Origin of the sequence: Chryseobacterium sp. CY350 (assembly GCF_027945075.1) — a bacterium.
In the GTDB taxonomy this organism is placed as follows: domain Bacteria; phylum Bacteroidota; class Bacteroidia; order Flavobacteriales; family Weeksellaceae; genus Chryseobacterium.
This window is the reverse complement of the sequence record NZ_CP116034.1, coordinates 1246192-1265486: the sequence shown is the minus strand read 5'-3', so window position 1 is coordinate 1265486 and position 19295 is coordinate 1246192. Positions and strand designations below refer to the sequence as shown.

Genomic DNA, 19295 nt, shown 5'->3' with positions numbered 1-19295 from the left:
GACGGGAATTATCTTTACAGCATTATAAAGATGATTTAGTGGTTATAATTTAGATTAAAGGAAAAATAATAAAGGTCTTTTTCAGCGATAATTTTTAATATTTTATCTATTAAAATATTAGAAAATTTTTACGATAAAGTTGATAATGTGCGATGTGAGAGAGTAAAAAGCTGCTTTATCCATTAAACTATTTCAAATTTATGATTTTGTATTTCCAAATTGCGAAAATCCAGGACGGTTATGTAAGGGTTACTCCAATAATAAAACTGGCTAAAATTTTCTTTATTCAAAAAAAATCAGCAAGATGTAAATTTGCGTCTCAATTTAATTAATACTGAAGCAGGCAAGTTGAGATTTAATTTTTATTCAAACTGAAAATAATAATAGTTTATAATTATAAAAATAAAAATAAGTTTTAGATTTCTAACTTTAGTGGATTATTTACTTTTCTTACATAAAACATGAACTTGATTTTAATAATCAATTATTTTTAAAATATATTAAGTGTATTGTCAATATGATAATTTTTAATAAATTGTTTGATAACTAATTGTATTGATTGTTAATTTGTTGACAGTCAGTACTGTTTTCTTTTTTTGCTACATTTGCAAAAACTCAAATTGATGACCAAAATATATTCTCTATTTATTGCCTTACTCTGCCTTTTTTTTAATAATGTTAAAGCTAATAACGGCTACAAAATAGGTGATTCACTGCTGTTAAATAGAAATACGTTTCATAATAATTCAGGAAACATTTCTGTTTCCAATTTCCCATCCGACCTATTTTCTCTTGCTTTAAAAAATGATCCAGATACTGACAAAGAAATTGGAAAAGCAATCGGAGCATTTGGAGAGTTAGAAAAAAATGGAAATTTCACAAATACAATTAATCCAAACGAACTTACCGAATTCCCTATAGGACTTAAAGAGAATGTATCAAATGTAGAGTACGGTATCGTTGTAACAAAAGCCACCTTTACCCCGGAGTATGCTTTAATTAATGTGTATGCAAGGGTGGTTACACCACAGGCCGGAGCAGACGGCGGTAACAGGACTCTTTATTTTGGAGCAGAAGAAGTTAAGCTTTCCTATGGCGGAAAAATAATTGGCGATGCAAAGCTTTCATTGCTTGGCGATATTTATATTCCATTTAATCAAAATCAATGGATGCTTACTCTTGAGGGAGGAGTAATTAATAAAATCAATGGACAAAGCATAAATGATAAAACATATGTCGTAATAGATTGTGACGGTATCAAAGAATTATCTTTAAAAGGAAATGTTCAGATTTCCCGAAACGTTCTCGTTCCTTTGGATAGTAATGGAGCCTTGCTTCCTGAAATTGGAAGTGATGGATTTACCAATAGGGTACGTAGTGATTTTGCTTTAAAGGCAAGTGATTGGAATGATATTTTAGTCAATGTAAGCATTACCCCTTTTGCGATAACATCACAGATTAAAAATCAGGACAAAGGTTTTTTCTCTTTCTATGTCAATAATGCAGTTTTAGATTTAAGTGATTTGAGAACAGATTCCAGCGTGCTGTTCCCACAATATTATGCCACTCATGGATATTTGATAGGAGGTACAGAAACCTGGCGAGGTCTCTATGTAGAGTCATTATATGTAGGTCTTCCACAGGAATTTAAAACAGAAGACCATATAGATAACAGAGTTTCATTTCAGGCACAAAATCTTCTCATAGACTCTTATGGAGTTTCAGGCAGTTTCTCTGCAAATAATTTGTTTCCTTTAGAAAAAGGAATTACGAGTGAGCAAAATTCCTGGAGATACTCTCTTGACCAAATTGGTGTAGACTTAGCCGCTTCCAAAATCATAGGAGCCAACTTAAAAGGACAAATTCAATTACCTGTTCAGAAACAAGACAGTGCTAATCCGAATAATACTTTACCTAATCACCTCGGTTATCAAGGCGTAATTACCGAAGAAGAATATATGATTACGGTAGCAACATTGGATACTATTAATTTTGATATTTGGAGTGCAAAAGCAACGATTGCTCCTGGCTCATATTTGGAATTGAAAGTGAAAAACCGAGAATTCTTACCAAAAGCAGTCCTTACCGGAAGCTTGGCAATTGGAGCTAATGGAAAATCCGATGATAATAATACGGACCCAAACGCAAAAAAAGATGCTGATTTTAAAGGAATCCAATTTAGAGAACTTACACTTCAGACAAAAGCGCCTTACATTACAGCACAATATTTTGGAGTACAGGGAGAACAAAAACTGGTAGGTTTCCCTGCAAGTATAAAGAATATTTTCGTCGAAGCAGACAATGGTTATGCTAATCTGGGCTTCGAAATAACGGTGGGATTACAGGAAGAACGATTCTCTGCGTCAGGAGGAATGAAAATAAATGGTTTGATTGTCAATGAAAACAATCGCCAGCGATGGAAGTATGACGGATTCGATCTAACCAAATTAGGTCTGAAAAATGTAGACATAGGGGTCGCAATCGTATCGGGAGAATTCCAGATTATGCGTAATGATCCATTATACGGAGATGGTTTTACGGCGCATTTAAATGCAAAGCTAAAGCAGTTGAATATTGAAGTCAATGTAAATGCAGCCTATGGATTCAGTACTTTCCGATATTGGGGATTTGAAGGCTCTGTCGACGGACTTAAAATTCAGGCATCAGCATTAACCATTACCGGATTTACGGGTGGTGCATTTTACAGGATGATTCCGGACAGGGATATGTCATTGAATCCTACATATAAAGATAAAGCTTTGGTATTGAAACCGGATAATACAGTTGGTTTGGCACTGAGAGCGGGTATTTATGGATCTGTTGCCAGCAAAAATGCAATTAGTATTATGGCTGGTTTCAATATGTCAACCAATCCAAACGGTGGTTTAGCCAATGTTGGGTTTATTGGAGAGGCACTGGTTATGGCTGATTTATCTAAACTGATTCCCGGAGATCCTTTAGTGGGAGTTAAGGATAAGTTCAAAGAAATGACGGGTAACAATAACTTTCTTAACGAGCTGAAAGACAATGCCCACGTTAATTCTTTTCTGGATACCCAAGTGGTTGATGAACAATATCCAGTAACCAAAGATGTTAAGGGTGCTATTTATGCCAAATTGGCGATGAATTATGACTTCAACAACAGTGTTTTCCACGCAAGTTTAGACGTTTTTGTGAATATTGCTAATGGAATTATTGCAGGTATCGGACCGAATGGAAGAGCAGGATGGGCGGTCGTACATATTGCACCAAGTGAATGGTATATGCATATCGGGACACCAACGGATATGATTGGTCTGAAAGTAGGTTTCGGAAGCTTCTCTTTACAATCAGGAAGTTATTTTATGGTCGGAACACGTATTCCGGGAAGTCCGCCACCGCCACCAGAAGTTGCCCAGATTTTGGGACTTCAAGTGAGCGACATTGACTATATGAGCAGCTTAAATGCTCTTGGAGACGGAAAAGGTTTTGCATTCGGAACACACCTTAAATTTGATACAGGTGATATGACAGCCTTGTTCCTTTATGCAAGGTTTCAGGCAGGTTTAGGAACCGATAATATGTTGAAGGATTACGGAGAAACAAAATGTTCCAACCGAGGAGGAGACCAAATTGGAATCAACGGATGGTATGCGAATGGACAGGCTTACGTTTATCTTCAGGGAGAACTTGGAATTAAAATAAAATTATGGTTTATTAAAAAGAAAATTCCAATTATTAAGGCAGGTGTTGCATCATTACTTCAGGCAAAAGGACCTAACCCTTACTGGGTAAGAGGGTATCTGGGTGGATATTATAATTTACTAGGAGGAATGATCAAAGGAAGGTTCAGATTCAAAATGGAATTTGGAGAAGAATGTGTATTAGAAAATGCTTCTGTTTTAGGAGGAATGAAAATCATTACCGACCTTACTCCTAAGAAAGATGATACTAATGTTGATGTATTTGCGATTCCGCAAGCAACATTTGCAATGAGAGTAAACGAACCGATTGTTATTCCTGAAGATGATGGTGATCACACCTATAAGATCGTATTGGAAAAAATGACCATTGTAGACGATCAAGGAAAAGAGATAAAAGGAGTCATAGAATATGCAAACTCTAAAGACGCTGCCAATTTTGTTTCTGATGATATTCTTCCTCCAAATAAAACATTAAAAGCACTAGCGCAAGTAAGTTTTATGGAGAAAAAGAACGGGATGTATGAAGTGGTAATGGTAGACGGACAAAAAGCGATTGAAGTGGAAGAACGCAGCTTTACCACGGGGACAGCACCAAATGTAATTCCTTTGTCTAATATTAAATATGCTTATCCAGTTGCTGAACAAGAAAATTATTACATCCAGGAAAGTAACAAAGGATATATCAAACTGAAAAGAGGACAAGATTACTTGTTTGACGACCCTAACTGGAGTACAAAAACGGTTTTCGCAGCAGATTCTCAAACGGAAAGTAACTTCTTTTATGACGGAAATGATAATATAGTAAACTTCAATGTTCCAAATCTTGGCAAGCAGAAAGATTATACACTGGCTTTAATTGCAAAAAATAAAAACAGAGGACAGACACAGGGAGGAAATACCACACAGGTTACCACAACAACAACAGGAAATAATGATGATGATTCGTCTGTAACTACTGAGACAGAAACAAAAGTAGCACAGAGTCTTTCCAAAGATGGTGAGATCGACAGACTTTCGTTTGTTTTCAGAACAAGTAAATATAATACGATGTCTGATAAGTTGTCTGCACTGAACTTTAATCCTTTATGGATAAAACTAAGTTCGGATGTAGTAACACTTCAGAACAATATGAATGCCGATGAATATTTTGATGTTACGGAAATTACAGGAACTAAATACACAGATAACAAACCGCTTATCAACCTTACGGCTTTAATGGATGATTCTTTTGCCAATAAATTCAGAGGCTTGTTCTATGATGCATATCCTATTGACCAATTGACATTGGACAGAGCAGAAAATGAAGAAGATTTTGCAGGAATTCCTCCTGTAAAAGCATTCCCTGTTTTTACAGCTTATATGCAATATTTAGGAAGTGACAAAGGAAATACATTCCTGAAGCAAACCTTCCCATACAAATACGATTTGCTCAGATTGTACAAATCAGACTGGTATGAATTGGTTTCTAAATCTGCTTCAAAATATGTAGGTGTGCCGGTAAATGCAAGACCGCAGGCAATTAACAACCTACTTCTCTCTACTTATGGTGTTATCCCAACCATAATATATAAAGTAAAAGCAAAATATACTTTGCCTGGAGATAAAGCAGGTTCTGAAAAACAAATAGACTACGAGTTTAAGTGATCTTAAACATCAAGGTAATAAAAACAGAATTTAAAAGCCAATAAACACAACAAGACAAACTAGAATGATGAACCATTCCTACAACGATAAAATAAAATTTAATTCATATACCAGGCTGAAATTTAAAGATTTCGGAATTAAAATGTGGGCAGTGACAATGCTTATGCTGTTTAGCTTGCAGTCTATTTCTGTGAAATCACAGCAATATCCTGTAAAGCTAGTTCCTGTGGTAATTCCACCGTATAGTATGCGCTTAGGTGACTACGCTACTTCGACGGACAACAAATTACAATTGCAGGTCTTGATGACCGATTTGATGGAGCCGCAACACCAAACCGGCATCAAGTTCACTCTGGAAGCAGGATTAAATGCCGTTCCTTTTGCTCGGAGCAATGATTTTATCTTAGGACTTAATCCTTTTATGCTCTATCCTGGAAGTAATGTTACGCTTACCAATGTAGATTTAAGAGCTTTATTTGAATTACAGAATTTAGGAGGAATCAATGCCTTGCAATACGCCCAGCCTTTATCGGATGGCGTGTATCAGTTCTGTTTTCAGGCGTATGATTATTACACCAAAAACAATCTTTCGTCCAAGACCTGTGCAACGGTGTTCCTTACACAGTACGATCCACCAATGCTTAATCTTCCCCAAAATGCAGAAAAAGTACAGGCAATGTCTCCGTATGCTGGAGGAAGCGGAATCGTATTTCAGTGGATGCCGAGACAGATCGCTCCTAATACAAAATACATTTTCACCCTAAAAGAATTGTGGGATACCGGACAATCTCCAATTTCAGGGTTTTTATCTTCACCACCACTTTGGCAGGAAGAAACTTATGCACCCACATTATATTACGGCTTGGATAAAACCCAACTCATTCCCGGAAAAAGATATACTTGGCAGGTACAAGCCAAAAGCGGAAATCCTGTTTTGGGAGCCAACCCGACAGAAGATAATGGTGTTTATAAAAACAATGGATTTTCTGAGATTTATTATTTTGATTATGTAGAAAACTGTACTGTTCCTACGCTTCTGATGGCAAAAAATGTGGGCAGAGGAAGAGTTGAGATCAGTTGGAGTCTCGGTGGGCAGCCTGCAGGCTTGTACAACGTACAATACCGTAAAAAGAACAGCAATACAGAATGGATGACCCAGCAAAGTTACCAATCTCCGGCAACTCTTACAGGTTTGGAAGACCTTACGGAATACGAATACCGTGTAGGTTCTGTTTGTGGTAATACAGATGGGAATACTTCGGGAAATGCGTACTCTTACAGCGCAATACAATATTTTACGACCAATGCCAATGATGTAGATAATAACTATCAATGCGGGATAATGCCTGCAATTGATATTGCCAACAAAAATCTTTACCAAGAATTTTTAAATCCTGGTGAGACTTTTACTGCGGGAGACTTTCCTGTTACGGTAATTTCTTCCGAGGGTAGTAATGGGATTTATTCCGGCAATGGATATATTGTTGTCCCTTATTTAGCTAACACTAAGATTGTTGTAAATTTCGAAAATATCTCTATAAATACCGATAAAACATTGATTGAAGGGATTATCGAAACGTCTTACGACCCGAATGAAAGTGCAGTACATTATGCTTCTAACGGAAACGGACTGAATGATGGAGGCAATACTGATAATAATGGCAATAACAATAATGGTAATACTGGAAACAATGGGGAGGGGAATAATAACGGAGACAATGGGAATAATAATGGAGATGGTAATAATACTGGCAATAATGGAAACAATGATGGAAATAACAATGATAATGGAGACAATAACGACGGAAATAATAATGGAAATACAGGGAATAATGATAACGGAAATAATAATGATGGCAATGATGGAGAAAATAATGGCAGTTCCAACAATAATACAGAAGTAGGCTATGCAATAAAATATAAAAATAAATCTTATAAAGATGCTTCTTCTATTACGATACCATACAAAAGAGATTTGAAAGGTACATTTGAAATTGTAGGCAAGGACATTGATAACAAAACTAAAATAGCTTGGTCTTTGCCTAATCAAAAGCAACCAAGTGTAAATAATACCATTCCAGGTATCAATCTGATAAAGGATTGGAATTTGGATTATCCTGTACAAAAAGTAAAAATTGGTGCAACAGCGAATGAACTTAATGGTAAACCTAAAGTATTTTTAGACATTTTACTTAATGAGAAAAAATTTAAAATCAAGGATTTTTCTATCTCTGAAAATGCTAATAGAATTGCTAAAAATGGAGAAACGCTTTATTATATAAATAAGAAAGGAGTTACTGATATTAAGAAAACTGATTTTAAATTTACTACAGATGTAAGTATTGCGGAAAATGAAATAAAACAAGAGAATATTATTTGGAAGCTAAATAGTGATGTTTATTCTGAAGGCAAAGGAAAAATAATTATCAATGATTATTCTGTAAAGGAAAAAGGTTTAAATGTTTCTGTTACTGCTGGAACGCCAGATAAAACCACAAAAAGTGCAAATATTAAATGGGAAGATAGAATAGAAACGAATGTTGACCTTTTTCAAAAAATGAGTAGAATAATAACTTTTCTCCAAGAATTCAATTCCTATAGTGCAAAGTTTGGGAAAATTCTTCCTTGTGAAATTAATATAATGAAAAATTTTGATGCTTTGAAAGGGGTTCAAAAAGCTGTTTTTAATTTAGGAACCTCTAATGAAGAAGACCCAAACTCTAGAGAATTATTCAATATTTTTGAAACAACAATACAACTAAAGTCTGCCGATATCGCTTCATTGAAATGTTCTAAAAGTATTGGATGGTCTTCTTTTTCTTTGGGTGATTTATATTTAAAAGCAAGTTTAGGGTCAAATATTGATTTTAAGTATAAACTTAAAACTAAAAATGAATCACAAACAGTCAAATCTGAGCCAGAAATTTCAGGAGGAATGTCCTTAACTTTTAGCGGTGGATTTGAAACAAATCCAGAATTTGACAATTACGTTTTTCTAGATGCGAATTTAAATATTGCTGCTGGTTTAAAAACTGTATATCCATATAATAGTAATTATTCCAAAGTTAGTTCCTATTTCTTTTTAGGAAATACATATCTAACTGTTGAAGGATACCTTGATGGTTGGATTTTTGGAGGGAAACAAAACTTTGGTCCAATTAATTATTTGCTTTTTGATACAAGTTGGGAAAGTTCAAAAAAATTAATTTTTGATTTAAAAAATAAAGATATATACCTTGAATAGAATTATTAATACCATATATGTCTCATTATTGAGCATTATAATTTTGAGCATTGCAGCATATTTATTTTCAATAACTTATAGTAATGTGAGATATTACAAACATTATGTAGACGGAGTTATTATTGATAGGAAAACAGAATATAGTTCTTCTTCTCAAACAAGAGGATATTCTGAATTTCAGTACAAAATTTTAACGAAAAGCAGAGATACTTTGTTGTCATCAAATCATTTAAAATATGATTTCATTATTAAAGCCCAAATCAAAGGCAGGCTTGTTAGTGATAGAAGTATAAAAATATTATCTGTAAATGGTGAAAAAATCCAATCTGATTATGATTTTTTAGATTTACTTTCATTTATACTTTGCTTGGTGATTTTAATTATAGTAATGCGAATAATTTTTAAAAAAATAAAAAAATAAAAAAATGAAAAAAACAATAATCATTTTATGTATTTCAATATTCAACATTAGTATATATTCCCAAAAAATGGATGGGATATGCAATGGGGTGAATAATATAGGATATGCAATACAGTTACTAGAATTTTCAACATATCAAGATTATAAAATTGATACAAAATATTCATCTATCCTAGATGTCAAAAATGAAAATGTAGAAGATTTGATGAAATCGCAATATTCTGTTAAAAATAACGACTGGCTTTCTTTGAACTATGGAAAAAAAATGAATTGGAGTCAAGAACAGTTTGATAGATTAAACCAGAAGGGCAACTCTTTAGAATTATTATGCAAATTGTTTATTCGTTACAATAATATTGACTATTGTATATTAAAAATGAATATGCTCGGAGATAAAACGCCGAAATCAATATCTATAATTATGGAGAAAAATAAAGAGAGATGGCAATTTTCTGATAATACTTTACTACAAGATGCAAATTTTATTTTTACATTCTTCTCAACAAACGATTTATCCAAAGTATTTGGAAATTACAGTCAAGAAGGTGAAAAAGAATTATCTAATGCAATAAATAATTCTTGGGTACAAAATAATTTCAATTACAATAATTTCATTAATTCTTTTTCTCAAATTCTTTTTAGTGGGAATTATAAAAAATCATCTTACGAAAAAGCAAATAAGAAAAATGATATTAAATTAGATATTGTAAAAGGGATTGTTCCTCTTTCCAAACAATCTTATTGTTATTTTTTTCCTAATGAAAACAGTAATTATACTGACAATAATTTAAATTCCTTAATCAGTTTTGCGGAAAATTCTAAAAAAGAAAAGGAAATTATTATCCCAAATTATTATTACAAATTTAATTTAGAGAACAATGAAAATTATATTTTCTCCTATGATTTAGAAAATACTGAAACTAAAGCAAAAGAAACAAAAATATTTCAAATGGTAAATAATCAAATTATAGATAATTCAAAATTAACTGATATTTTTAGTCAAATGAAAGAAAAAAATAATGATTACATTTTAAAAGAAAAAAAGAGAATTGTAATAAAATAAATTTTTGAAAAAATTTATTTCCATATTATTTTTATTCCTAAGCATTACTTTCAGTTTTGCTCAAAATCTACCTGCAAAAATTTATCCTAAGTACGACATTGCCAACAAGAATCCTTTACAGACAATGTTGGGCGTTAACGAAGTATTTACCGCAGGAGATTTTCCTGTTACGGTACTTTCTGCGCAAGGAAGTAATGGCATCTATAGTGGTATAGGTTATATTGTAGTTCCTTATTTAGCCGATAACAAGGTGAAAGTAAGCTTCAATAATATTATGCTTAATACCGACAAGAAATTAATTGAAGGTATTATTGAAACCACGTACGATCCGAATGAAACTGCGGTAAATTATGCATCTGCAGGAATTGGGGAAACATTTGGTGATGCTGGCGTGAAAGACGTTTTTGTTAATTTCCCAATTGGTAATATTACTTATTCTGCAACACCACCACCGGGAAAAATTACCATTACAGGAAGCGATGGCAATGGTGGAACCGGAAGCACAACAGAATATCCGGGAGGAAAAGATTACACCTTTACAGACCCTGACGGAAATATCTGGACAGTTGATGAAAACGGAACTGTAACACAAGGAGGAACAGTTGCTCAAGGTGGAGCATCTACTTCTACCAATACCGATGGCGTAACAGGAAGTGGAAGCAATGCTACCATAAACCAATATACTGCAAAAGGTATTAAAATAGAATGGAAGGAAAATGCCAATGGACAATTTGCCTATGATACAGCAGAGAAAACCAAACTGCCAAAAGACAAATATCCTTCTGTAAAAGATTCGGAGAATAATACTGTTTATGTTCCTTTCAAAGCAACAGTCAATAAAAAAACTGAACTCTTTGATGCCAAAGTAAGCATTACCGACCCTACCTTGAAAGATGCGACCATCATCTTCAAAACATTAAGCATCGGTAAAGCAATTGAAGCAACAGAAAGTAATAAAACCGATACAGAAAGAAACTATCAGTTAAAATTAATTGGTGCATTTGATTACGCTGAAGAGGAAGTGATTGCGGTATTAATGCCGAAAGACAGCACTTCAAAACAGAAAGTAATCAGCAGTTTCAGATTGGTACACCTAAGCCCGAAAACGATTGATGTAAGTTTAGTACCATTGGATGCTAGTTCGCAATCTAAATTGCAATCGCAAGGCGATGAGTTGAACCAGATTTACAAAAAAATTGGAGTTCAATTTAATGTTAAGAAAGAATCTGTTTTAGACATTAACAGCGTTGTGAATGGGGATACAATCAACAGCGAAGATGCTGATTTGATGAGTACCTACAGTCCTCAACAGCAACAGATCAATGCGCTTTATAAAGGTACAGATGCAAGGTATGTATTGTTTGTAACCGATAAGAAATCTTCTACCGGACAAAAAGGCTATATGCGTCTGAACGGACAGTTTGGCTATGTGTACATCAACGCACAAGATAAAACAGGAGCGCACGAACTGGGACACGGTGTGTTTAAACTGGAACACCCTTGGAAAGCCTACGGAACTACGCAAAGTGCAACTCCTTTATTGATGGATTACAGCACGGGAGAGGAATTGTCTCATTTGGATTGGAAGCAAATAAACAACCCTGCGTTTAAACTGTATACATTCCAAGGGCAAAGTAGTGGTGAAAGTGTTGAAGGAGCAACATTTATTTTAGATGAATTATCTAATTTTGTGACTCTAGATGGGAAAATATTACAGCTTCCAAAAGGTGCAAAAATTCATCAATTTTGTATCAATATAGATGTTAAAAATAATGGACAAGGAGATTTTCCAAATGGGGCATTATATGGGTTTACCGAAAATGAAAAATATTATGCGCCGAAATATTCTTTTAGTAGTGGAGGTCATATTTTCGAAGGATATTATCTGGTTGTAAATAATCAATATCAAAATCAGAAATACGAAATAGGAAATCAGTCTAAAGCAAAAAAAGATATTGTATTCTTAAATTACACAGCTAAAGCCTCTGAACCACATTTTGTAAATTTTATCAAAATAAAAAGCTTTGATTTCATACCTATTACAGCAAATAAATTTGTGTACACTAATTATTTTAGTTCCTTTATTCCAACAGATATAGTAGAATCTATTGACTTTTCTGCGAGTACTTGTAGTGATTCTGGCATACCTACAAAAACAAAAGGAAAAAATAAGATAAAAGGAGATGGAAGATCACTAGTAGATACTGTAGGCGGCACAAAAGATGGAAAAGACTTCAAGATAAAAGTTTACAAAAATGAAAAAACAGGAAAATATGAAGTAGAGGTAGAGCTAACTGGGGCTCCAAAAGATAGTAAAGTTGCTGAACAGAAGACAGCTATCGAACAGCAGATGAAGCAACTTTCTGAAGAAAAACTGAATGAGCTTGGTGGTTTGGACGGAAATGAATCTGCCGAAGAAAAACAGCAAACTGAAGATGGTGGTGAATTCTGGGTAAGAAAAATGAATGGCAGAGGATGGTTAAATACTATTGGAGATCTTGGAGAAAGTGTTTGGGAAAATGCTGTAATGCCAGAGAGTTATTGGAACAAGGATAAAAATTATAATTATGCAAATATCCATATCCCTCCAACCTTTGCAGGAGTTGGTGATGGAGTAATAGGAGAGATTACAGATTATCCTCAATTAGTAAAACTTGGGTATGATGTAGCTACAGAAGCAGAGGTTAGAGAAGGTCTTTGGAATAGTGTTAAAAATATTAATCTTAAAAGCATAAAAACTGCTGCAACAGGAGCTATAAAAGATAAATGGAATACTTATTCTAATAGTCCCGGACATATTACTTACCACGAAATGGGTAAAGATGGTGTTACAGTTGTTTCGATGGCTATGGGAGCTGGCTTCTTTAAAAAAGGTGCAGATGGATTAAAAGATGGTTTAGAAGAAACTGGGGAAATAATTTCAAATAAAGCAGCACAGAGTATAGCTGAATTTTTTGATAATATTTCGTGGAAAAAAGGGAAAAGTATATGGAAAAAAGGGAAACTGAGTGAGCATTGGAATAAGCACGTAATAGATAGAAAAGAATTTGGTGATATTACAATGGATGAATATCATACACAAATGGAGAACTTTCTCAAAGAATCTTCTTCACAATTTAAAGAAGTTAGAATTGGTAATCAAGTAATTAAGTATGACCCAAATACAAGCCGAATGTTGGTTGGTCACGCTAAAGATAAAGAAGTTAAATCATTTTATAAAGCATTACCAGAATATACAACAAAAGACCCTTTAACAGATGCTATTGATGTAGCGTTAAAAGAAACTGGATTAACAAAAGCTGACGTAATTTATAAATAATGAAAAAAATAGGAAGAGAATACGCAAAAACTCAATTAGCAATTCACAGAATTATAAACTCGAATCAAGACAACTTAAAGCAAATCTTAAGCGCAGACTATATTTATAGAAGTGGTAAAAATGAAGGTGAAAATATAGAGTATAAAACAATTTATGATAAGGCGGTTTCAAAATTTTTAATTAATTATTTTAAAGAAATAGTGTTGAAAGGAGTTTCTAACTCTTATTTAAAAATAAATATGGAAAAGTTGCTTTTCAATTCTGATATAGAGATTATTGGTAAAAATGAAAAACTTTATAAATGTAATTGTTGTGGATATCTTACCCTAGATAGTATCAGTGAATATGATATTTGTAGATTGTGTGGCTGGGAAGATGATGGCACTAAATCTAATGAAATAAATAAATTTAGTCACGTAAACGGAGATACATTAAATAATTATAGAAGTGATTTTGAAAAAAAAATAAATAATATTGAGGTAATTTTTGATAAATAAAATTATGAAACATATAGAAGAAAAAAGAAAGTAGAAAGGCTAAATTTTGAAAATAGATTTGTTAGAAAAATTAAATTAACCATAATATTTACAAGATAAAATTAAATGGAGAAAATAACATATTCAATAATTTCAATAGGTAAAATCATTATTTTTTATAACAATAATGCAGTAAATCTTTCAATAAAAGTTACAGGAGAATTAATATTTCAGCCTCCTACTTTTTATGTGGATTTAGCTGTTTTTGGAAGGGTAACAAATGTATCAGAGGACATTAAAAAACAGATTATAAATTTTATCGAAAATGATAGCGAAAAGAAAATAGGTACAAAAATAATCTTTGATTAAAATCTTCATTAATAATCATTATGATTGAGGAGCAAATAAAAAATTATTAAAAAACTTAAACAAAATAATACAATTGATTATTGTGAGGTTTTAAATATTACTGATGCCTTTCAAATAGCATCTGCTCAAGGTTATGCTATTGGGAAAACAAAAGGAATACTTGATTTTTTAAAAAATATCGAGATGGCTGGGTGAAGTATTTAAAACCTAAGACTGTTGAAGGTTTAATTTTAAAATAAAAAGCAATGGAATTAAATTTTAAAATTTTCAAAGGAGATATAAAAATCCCTATTAGAATGGGAACTTTAATAAAAATAGAAGAATTAGCTGATCCTAGGTTAGTGAATGAATATCGTAATAGTAAATTGGAAGAAGGGATTATGTGGACATTTAATAAACAGGAAATATCTAAGAATGATAAAAATACAAGGATTATAGGTCGTCCTAGTACAGATTTCAAATATATTGTGGCAACTTATATAGGATTAACTGGAAAATATAAGCCTCCTTATAACAGTGTTATTTACAATTTAGATGGAAGCATTCACAAAATCCTAGAAATTCCTCCGCTAAAATCTCCACTAGCTGTAAAAAGAATAGAATTTTTAAATGATGAAAATCCTCCTCTTCATATAGCTAGATACGAAGGAGCATTATGCTTTTCTGGTTGTGGTTGGGATAGATTAGATAATGGAAAAATTGTCAATTTTATAGCAATTGATTATGACGGAGAGTTATGGGAAACTAGAGTTTTAGATCCTGAAACAGGAGAAATTGGAGATTTAATTCATTATGGTAAAAATTAAAAAAATAGATCCTAATCCGACATCAACAAAATAAACATTTAAGATATTGAATCACTGTGGAAGACTTTAAATATATTTCTGAAAACTACTCTAAAATGAATGATGAGCAACTTCTTAATTTATGGAATGAAAAATATAAATTAAGAAGTGAAATCGTTCCAATATTAAAATTAGAACTTGAAAAAAGAAAAATTGAATTTGAAGAATTTGTAGATAATTCAAAGCGATCTGTTGAAAATAGACCTTCCGAATTAAATCTAGTCAACAAAAAGATAGAAAAGCTAAATAACTTTAAAAACAACATTTTTGCTGATATTGAATATTATATTGAGAGAAATCAAAGCAAAAATTTTATTGTTAAAAAAGTAAGTGATAAACACAATATTGGGAGTGAGTATATAGAAAATATATTTTCAGAATTCAGAGGGAAAGGTAGAATATTCATTTTATTGGGATTAGTCTTTTGATTCCGACTATAATAAGATTAGTCATTTTAACAAATACTAAATATAATTATTCATATAGCCCGCCGCTTTTACCCGATTTACTGTATTTCTTAACCTTTGCTTTAATATCACTTTACTTACTATTCAAGGGTTTTCAAATAAGAAAGAAATACAAGTAAAGCTTAATATATAAGAAAAAATAATTAAAATTAAAAACACAAAAAAGATGAAATTAAAATTTTTACCAATAGCATTGGTAGCTGTAAGCACATTTGTTTACGCACAGGAAGTAAAAGTAAAGAAAGGCGAAATCCAGATTGACGGGAAATCCGTTGCCAAAATCGATAAAGAGAAAAACAATTATACAATCAGCGATTTGTCGGGAAAAGCATTATTCACTGCTACGATTACCAGTCAAACCCCTTTAAAGAATAATGTTTCCAAAAACTGGTTACAATTGACGGGAAGCAATGGCGTGGTAAGAGAACTGGAGCTGATCGACAAAACCAGCTTCTCATTCGGATTTGAAAAACCAATTACAGAAAATCTTACAAAAAGCAGTGATCCTTTGCTGCCTGCTTCCGGAATTGATGAAAACAAAATCAACAGCTTTTTCCAAACCGAAGACCGCAGTATTTCTGCAGCAGAAGATATTAGAATAGAGAAAGATAAAGAAACAAATCGTTCAGAAGATGCTTTGGCAGCCGACAACAAAATCTTGATTAGCAGTGTTGGGATCATCAGTGCTAACAACCAGAAAATCGGCTACATTGTTCGCAAAGTAACAGGAACTGATGGGATACAAAAATTCCTTTCCTATACGGTTTTGGATATCAACAAAATCCCTGTTGCACAGATTGATTTTTCCAGTTATGACAAAGCCAATATCCAAAGCGGACTTGTCCTAAAAACATTTGACGGAAAATCCTTCCCGATCAAATTGGCTAATTATACTTCCGAAAGATTAGAATACGATGAGCTTGCACCAAGAGTTGTCAAAAAATTATACGCCAATGGTTACACTTTGGGTGATATGAAATCGACGACCGAGATTGCCCATCAGGAAAATGCAGAAGCTAATAACCAACAGAATAATGATGCTGAAAGCCAAGCAAAAGCCAATTCCAAAAACATATACAACATTCCCGGATATGTTATAGATAAAGACGGAACTAAAAAAAATGGAAAAATCACTATAATGTTTGAATCTATCGCTGTGAAATTAGGGGTAAACGATACTAAAGCTTACGGAGATACAGCTACACTACATAGTAGTGATAAAACAGAATTTCTTAAAGCAAAAGACGGCGTGAAATTCTGTGCAGGAGAAAGATGTTTTCTGGGTGTTGCTGGTACAAGCTCATTGGGAGGAAGTATATTTTGCGAAATTCTTTCCGAAAATAATGGAAGCTATGTTCTTAAAGATTTAAGATATCCGGAAGATTATTATTTGAAATTAGCCAATCAGCCCAAAGCAGTTTATCTGGGTGAGAAAGGTGGTTTCGGAAAAAGAAAGCCTGAGAAAATCAAAAAAGCTTTTGATGAATATGTAAGTTGTCCATCTTTGGATTTTTCTAAGTATGACACCAAAACCAAAGAAGGATTGGTACAGGTTCTTGCCGATTATTCTTCCCAATGTAAAAAATAATCCCAATTAATTCAATTCATCTTCCTGCCTATTTCTGGCAGGAAGATTATATCCTTACATCTTATGAGTGAAAAATACCTATTTAGTTTTTGCTTTCTAGTCATCTCAATTTTTGTCTTTTCGCAGGAAAAACAAGACAAAGCTATTATTCCACATATCCGTTTGAAAGCAGACAGTAAGAAAGACCATATCTCCCTGCGATGGGCTGTAGATGAACCTTTGGCTTGGCAGAAAGCCAACAAAACAGGGTTTCAGCTCAAAAGATATGTCTTGATGAGGGATGGAAAACTCCTTCAGAAACCCGAAGAAAAAGATCTGGGTATTTTCAAACCCGCTTCCGAGACAGAATGGGAAAAAGTTGTTGAAAAAAATGATAATGCGGCCATTGTTGCCCAATCACTTTTCGGCGACACTTTCGAAGTGGAGATCGGTGAGAAGCAAGGAAAGCTGGAGGGTGTCATTAACAAATCACAGGAAACAGATCAACGTTTTGCCTACGCTTTGATGGCTGCCGATTTAGATTTTGAAGTAGCGAAACTTGCAGGATGGGCTTATACCGATAAGGACGTAAAACCTAATGAACGCTACCTTTATACAGTCACTATTAACCAAAACACCCAATCCGGAACTATGGTAATGGTAGAAAAAGGAGATGCTGTGGCCTCTGTTTCAGCGAATACCGAACTCCCCAAACCATTGGATTTTATTGGAATTTTTAAAGATAAAACCGTTACGCTTTCCTGGGAATATTTACAATTGAGAGATACTTACACCTCGTATTATGTAGAAAAATCTGAAAATGGAAGCGCTTTTAAGTCATTGGGCGACCTTCCGGTTATGAATATGAATGATGCTGACGGAAGACAAGCACAGGGAATGACATTTGTAGATTCGCTGGCTCAAAATAATTCAAAATTCAGTTATAGAATACGAGGTAAAACTATTTTTGAAGATTATGGACCTTATTCCGATGCTGTTTCAGGAGAAGGAAAGAAGAGTCTTGAAACAACTCCGAGAATTTCAAACTTTAATATTGCTGAAGATGAAACCATAACCATCAATTGGGAATTTCCACAGGAAGCCGAAAAAGATATTGTCTCTTTTGAGTTGCTTCATTCAGAGACAGATTTGGAAAATACTTATAAAGTTGTTAAAAATAGGATTCCGGTGAACAGTAGGGGATTAGTGACTAAAAGTTTAGCTCCTTCTAATTATTATAAAATTCAGGCGATAGGAAAGAACAAAGATAAAAGAGAATCTTTCTCAGTTCTCGCACAACCCAATGATGCAACACCACCGGAAATCCCTATAGAATTTAAAGGAAAAATAGACTCTCTAGGAGTTGTACATCTGCAATGGAAAGCCAACACCGAGAAGGATTTGGAAGGTTATCATATTTTCAGGGGAATACAAAAAGGAGATGAGATGGTAAGAATTACTCCTCAAGCCATTTCGAAAAATATGTATAAAGACAATGTGGTTTTAGAGAACCTTAATTCCAAAGTATATTATTATTTAACTGCTACAGATATAAGGAAAAACCAGTCTAAACCATCTATCATTTTGGAATTGGAAAAGCCTGACAAAGTCAAGCCGCAATCTCCGGTTTTTACAGAATATAAGCTGGAAGAGGACGGTAAAATTACCCTGCACTGGCTAAGAAGTTATAGTGATGATGTTGCATTGCATCAACTCTACAGACAAGATAAAGATGGCACTGACAAAAGTTGGAAAATGATTTATGAAACGAAAGATATTCAGTCCGATTTTATTTATACAGATAAAAATGTAGAGCCGGATAAACGGTATGTTTATTATTTGCTGGCGATTGACAAAAACAAATTGAAATCTGACAAATCGCCCGAAATTACATTAAGGAGCAACAGTTTTGAAGCACAATCTGTTTTAACCAATTTATCAGGTTCTGCCAATAGAAACAAAAAGCAAATAGAACTGATCTGGAAAGTAGATAACAAAGATGTTGGAGAAATTTTGGTGTACCGCCAAAAAGGAACAGAAAAACCAACGCTTTGGGGAACATTAACAGGATCACAAAACTTCTTGGAAGACAAATCGGTACAAACAGGAAATTCTTACAGCTATCTGCTAAAACCAATGTTAAAAAACAATCAGGTCACTAAAACTGAAAAAATAACCATAGAATATTAAAAAAACA

Annotated in this window: 11 protein-coding genes; all 11 read left to right on the top strand. The window is 33.4% G+C overall.

The window, feature by feature from the left end:
- Positions 1–623: 623 nt before the first annotated feature.
- Positions 624–5327, top strand: a complete 4704-nt coding sequence (locus tag PGH12_RS05740; RefSeq protein WP_267597179.1) for a hypothetical protein — start codon at positions 624–626, stop codon at positions 5325–5327.
- A 64-nt stretch (positions 5328–5391) separates the two neighbouring features.
- The gene (locus PGH12_RS05735) at positions 5392–8571 is read left to right on the top strand and encodes a fibronectin type III domain-containing protein (RefSeq protein WP_267597178.1); all 3180 of its coding nucleotides are present in this window, start codon (positions 5392–5394) and stop codon (positions 8569–8571) included.
- A gap of 43 nt (positions 8572–8614) precedes the next feature.
- A complete protein-coding gene (locus PGH12_RS05730; protein ID WP_267597177.1) occupies positions 8615–8992 on the top strand; it encodes a hypothetical protein in 378 nt (125 codons plus the stop codon).
- 4 nt (positions 8993–8996) lie between these two features.
- On the top strand, positions 8997–10055 hold the full coding sequence (locus tag PGH12_RS05725; protein WP_267597175.1) for a hypothetical protein: 1059 nt from the start codon (positions 8997–8999) through the stop codon (positions 10053–10055).
- Positions 10056–10059: 4 nt separating this feature from the next.
- The gene (locus PGH12_RS05720; RefSeq protein ID WP_267597173.1) at positions 10060–13374 is read left to right on the top strand and encodes a hypothetical protein; all 3315 of its coding nucleotides are present in this window, start codon (positions 10060–10062) and stop codon (positions 13372–13374) included.
- Entirely contained in the window at positions 13374–13871 is a 498-nt protein-coding gene (locus tag PGH12_RS05715; RefSeq protein ID WP_267597172.1) for a CPCC family cysteine-rich protein, read from the top strand. The genes PGH12_RS05720 and PGH12_RS05715 overlap by 1 nt, the downstream gene beginning before the upstream one ends.
- A 105-nt stretch (positions 13872–13976) precedes the next feature.
- On the top strand, positions 13977–14219 hold the full coding sequence (locus PGH12_RS05710; RefSeq protein WP_267597170.1) for a hypothetical protein: 243 nt from the start codon (positions 13977–13979) through the stop codon (positions 14217–14219).
- Between the two features lie 245 nt (positions 14220–14464).
- Complete coding sequence (locus PGH12_RS05705; protein ID WP_267597169.1) at positions 14465–15025, top strand: hypothetical protein; 561 nt, start codon at positions 14465–14467, stop codon at positions 15023–15025.
- Positions 15026–15120: 95 nt separating this feature from the next.
- Entirely contained in the window at positions 15121–15492 is a 372-nt protein-coding gene (locus PGH12_RS05700; protein WP_267597167.1) for a hypothetical protein, read from the top strand.
- A 205-nt stretch (positions 15493–15697) separates the two neighbouring features.
- Entirely contained in the window at positions 15698–17119 is a 1422-nt protein-coding gene (locus PGH12_RS05695) for a hypothetical protein (RefSeq protein WP_267597165.1), read from the top strand.
- A gap of 63 nt (positions 17120–17182) precedes the next feature.
- A complete protein-coding gene (locus PGH12_RS05690) occupies positions 17183–19288 on the top strand; it encodes a fibronectin type III domain-containing protein (RefSeq protein ID WP_267597163.1) in 2106 nt (701 codons plus the stop codon).
- Positions 19289–19295 lie beyond the last annotated feature (7 nt).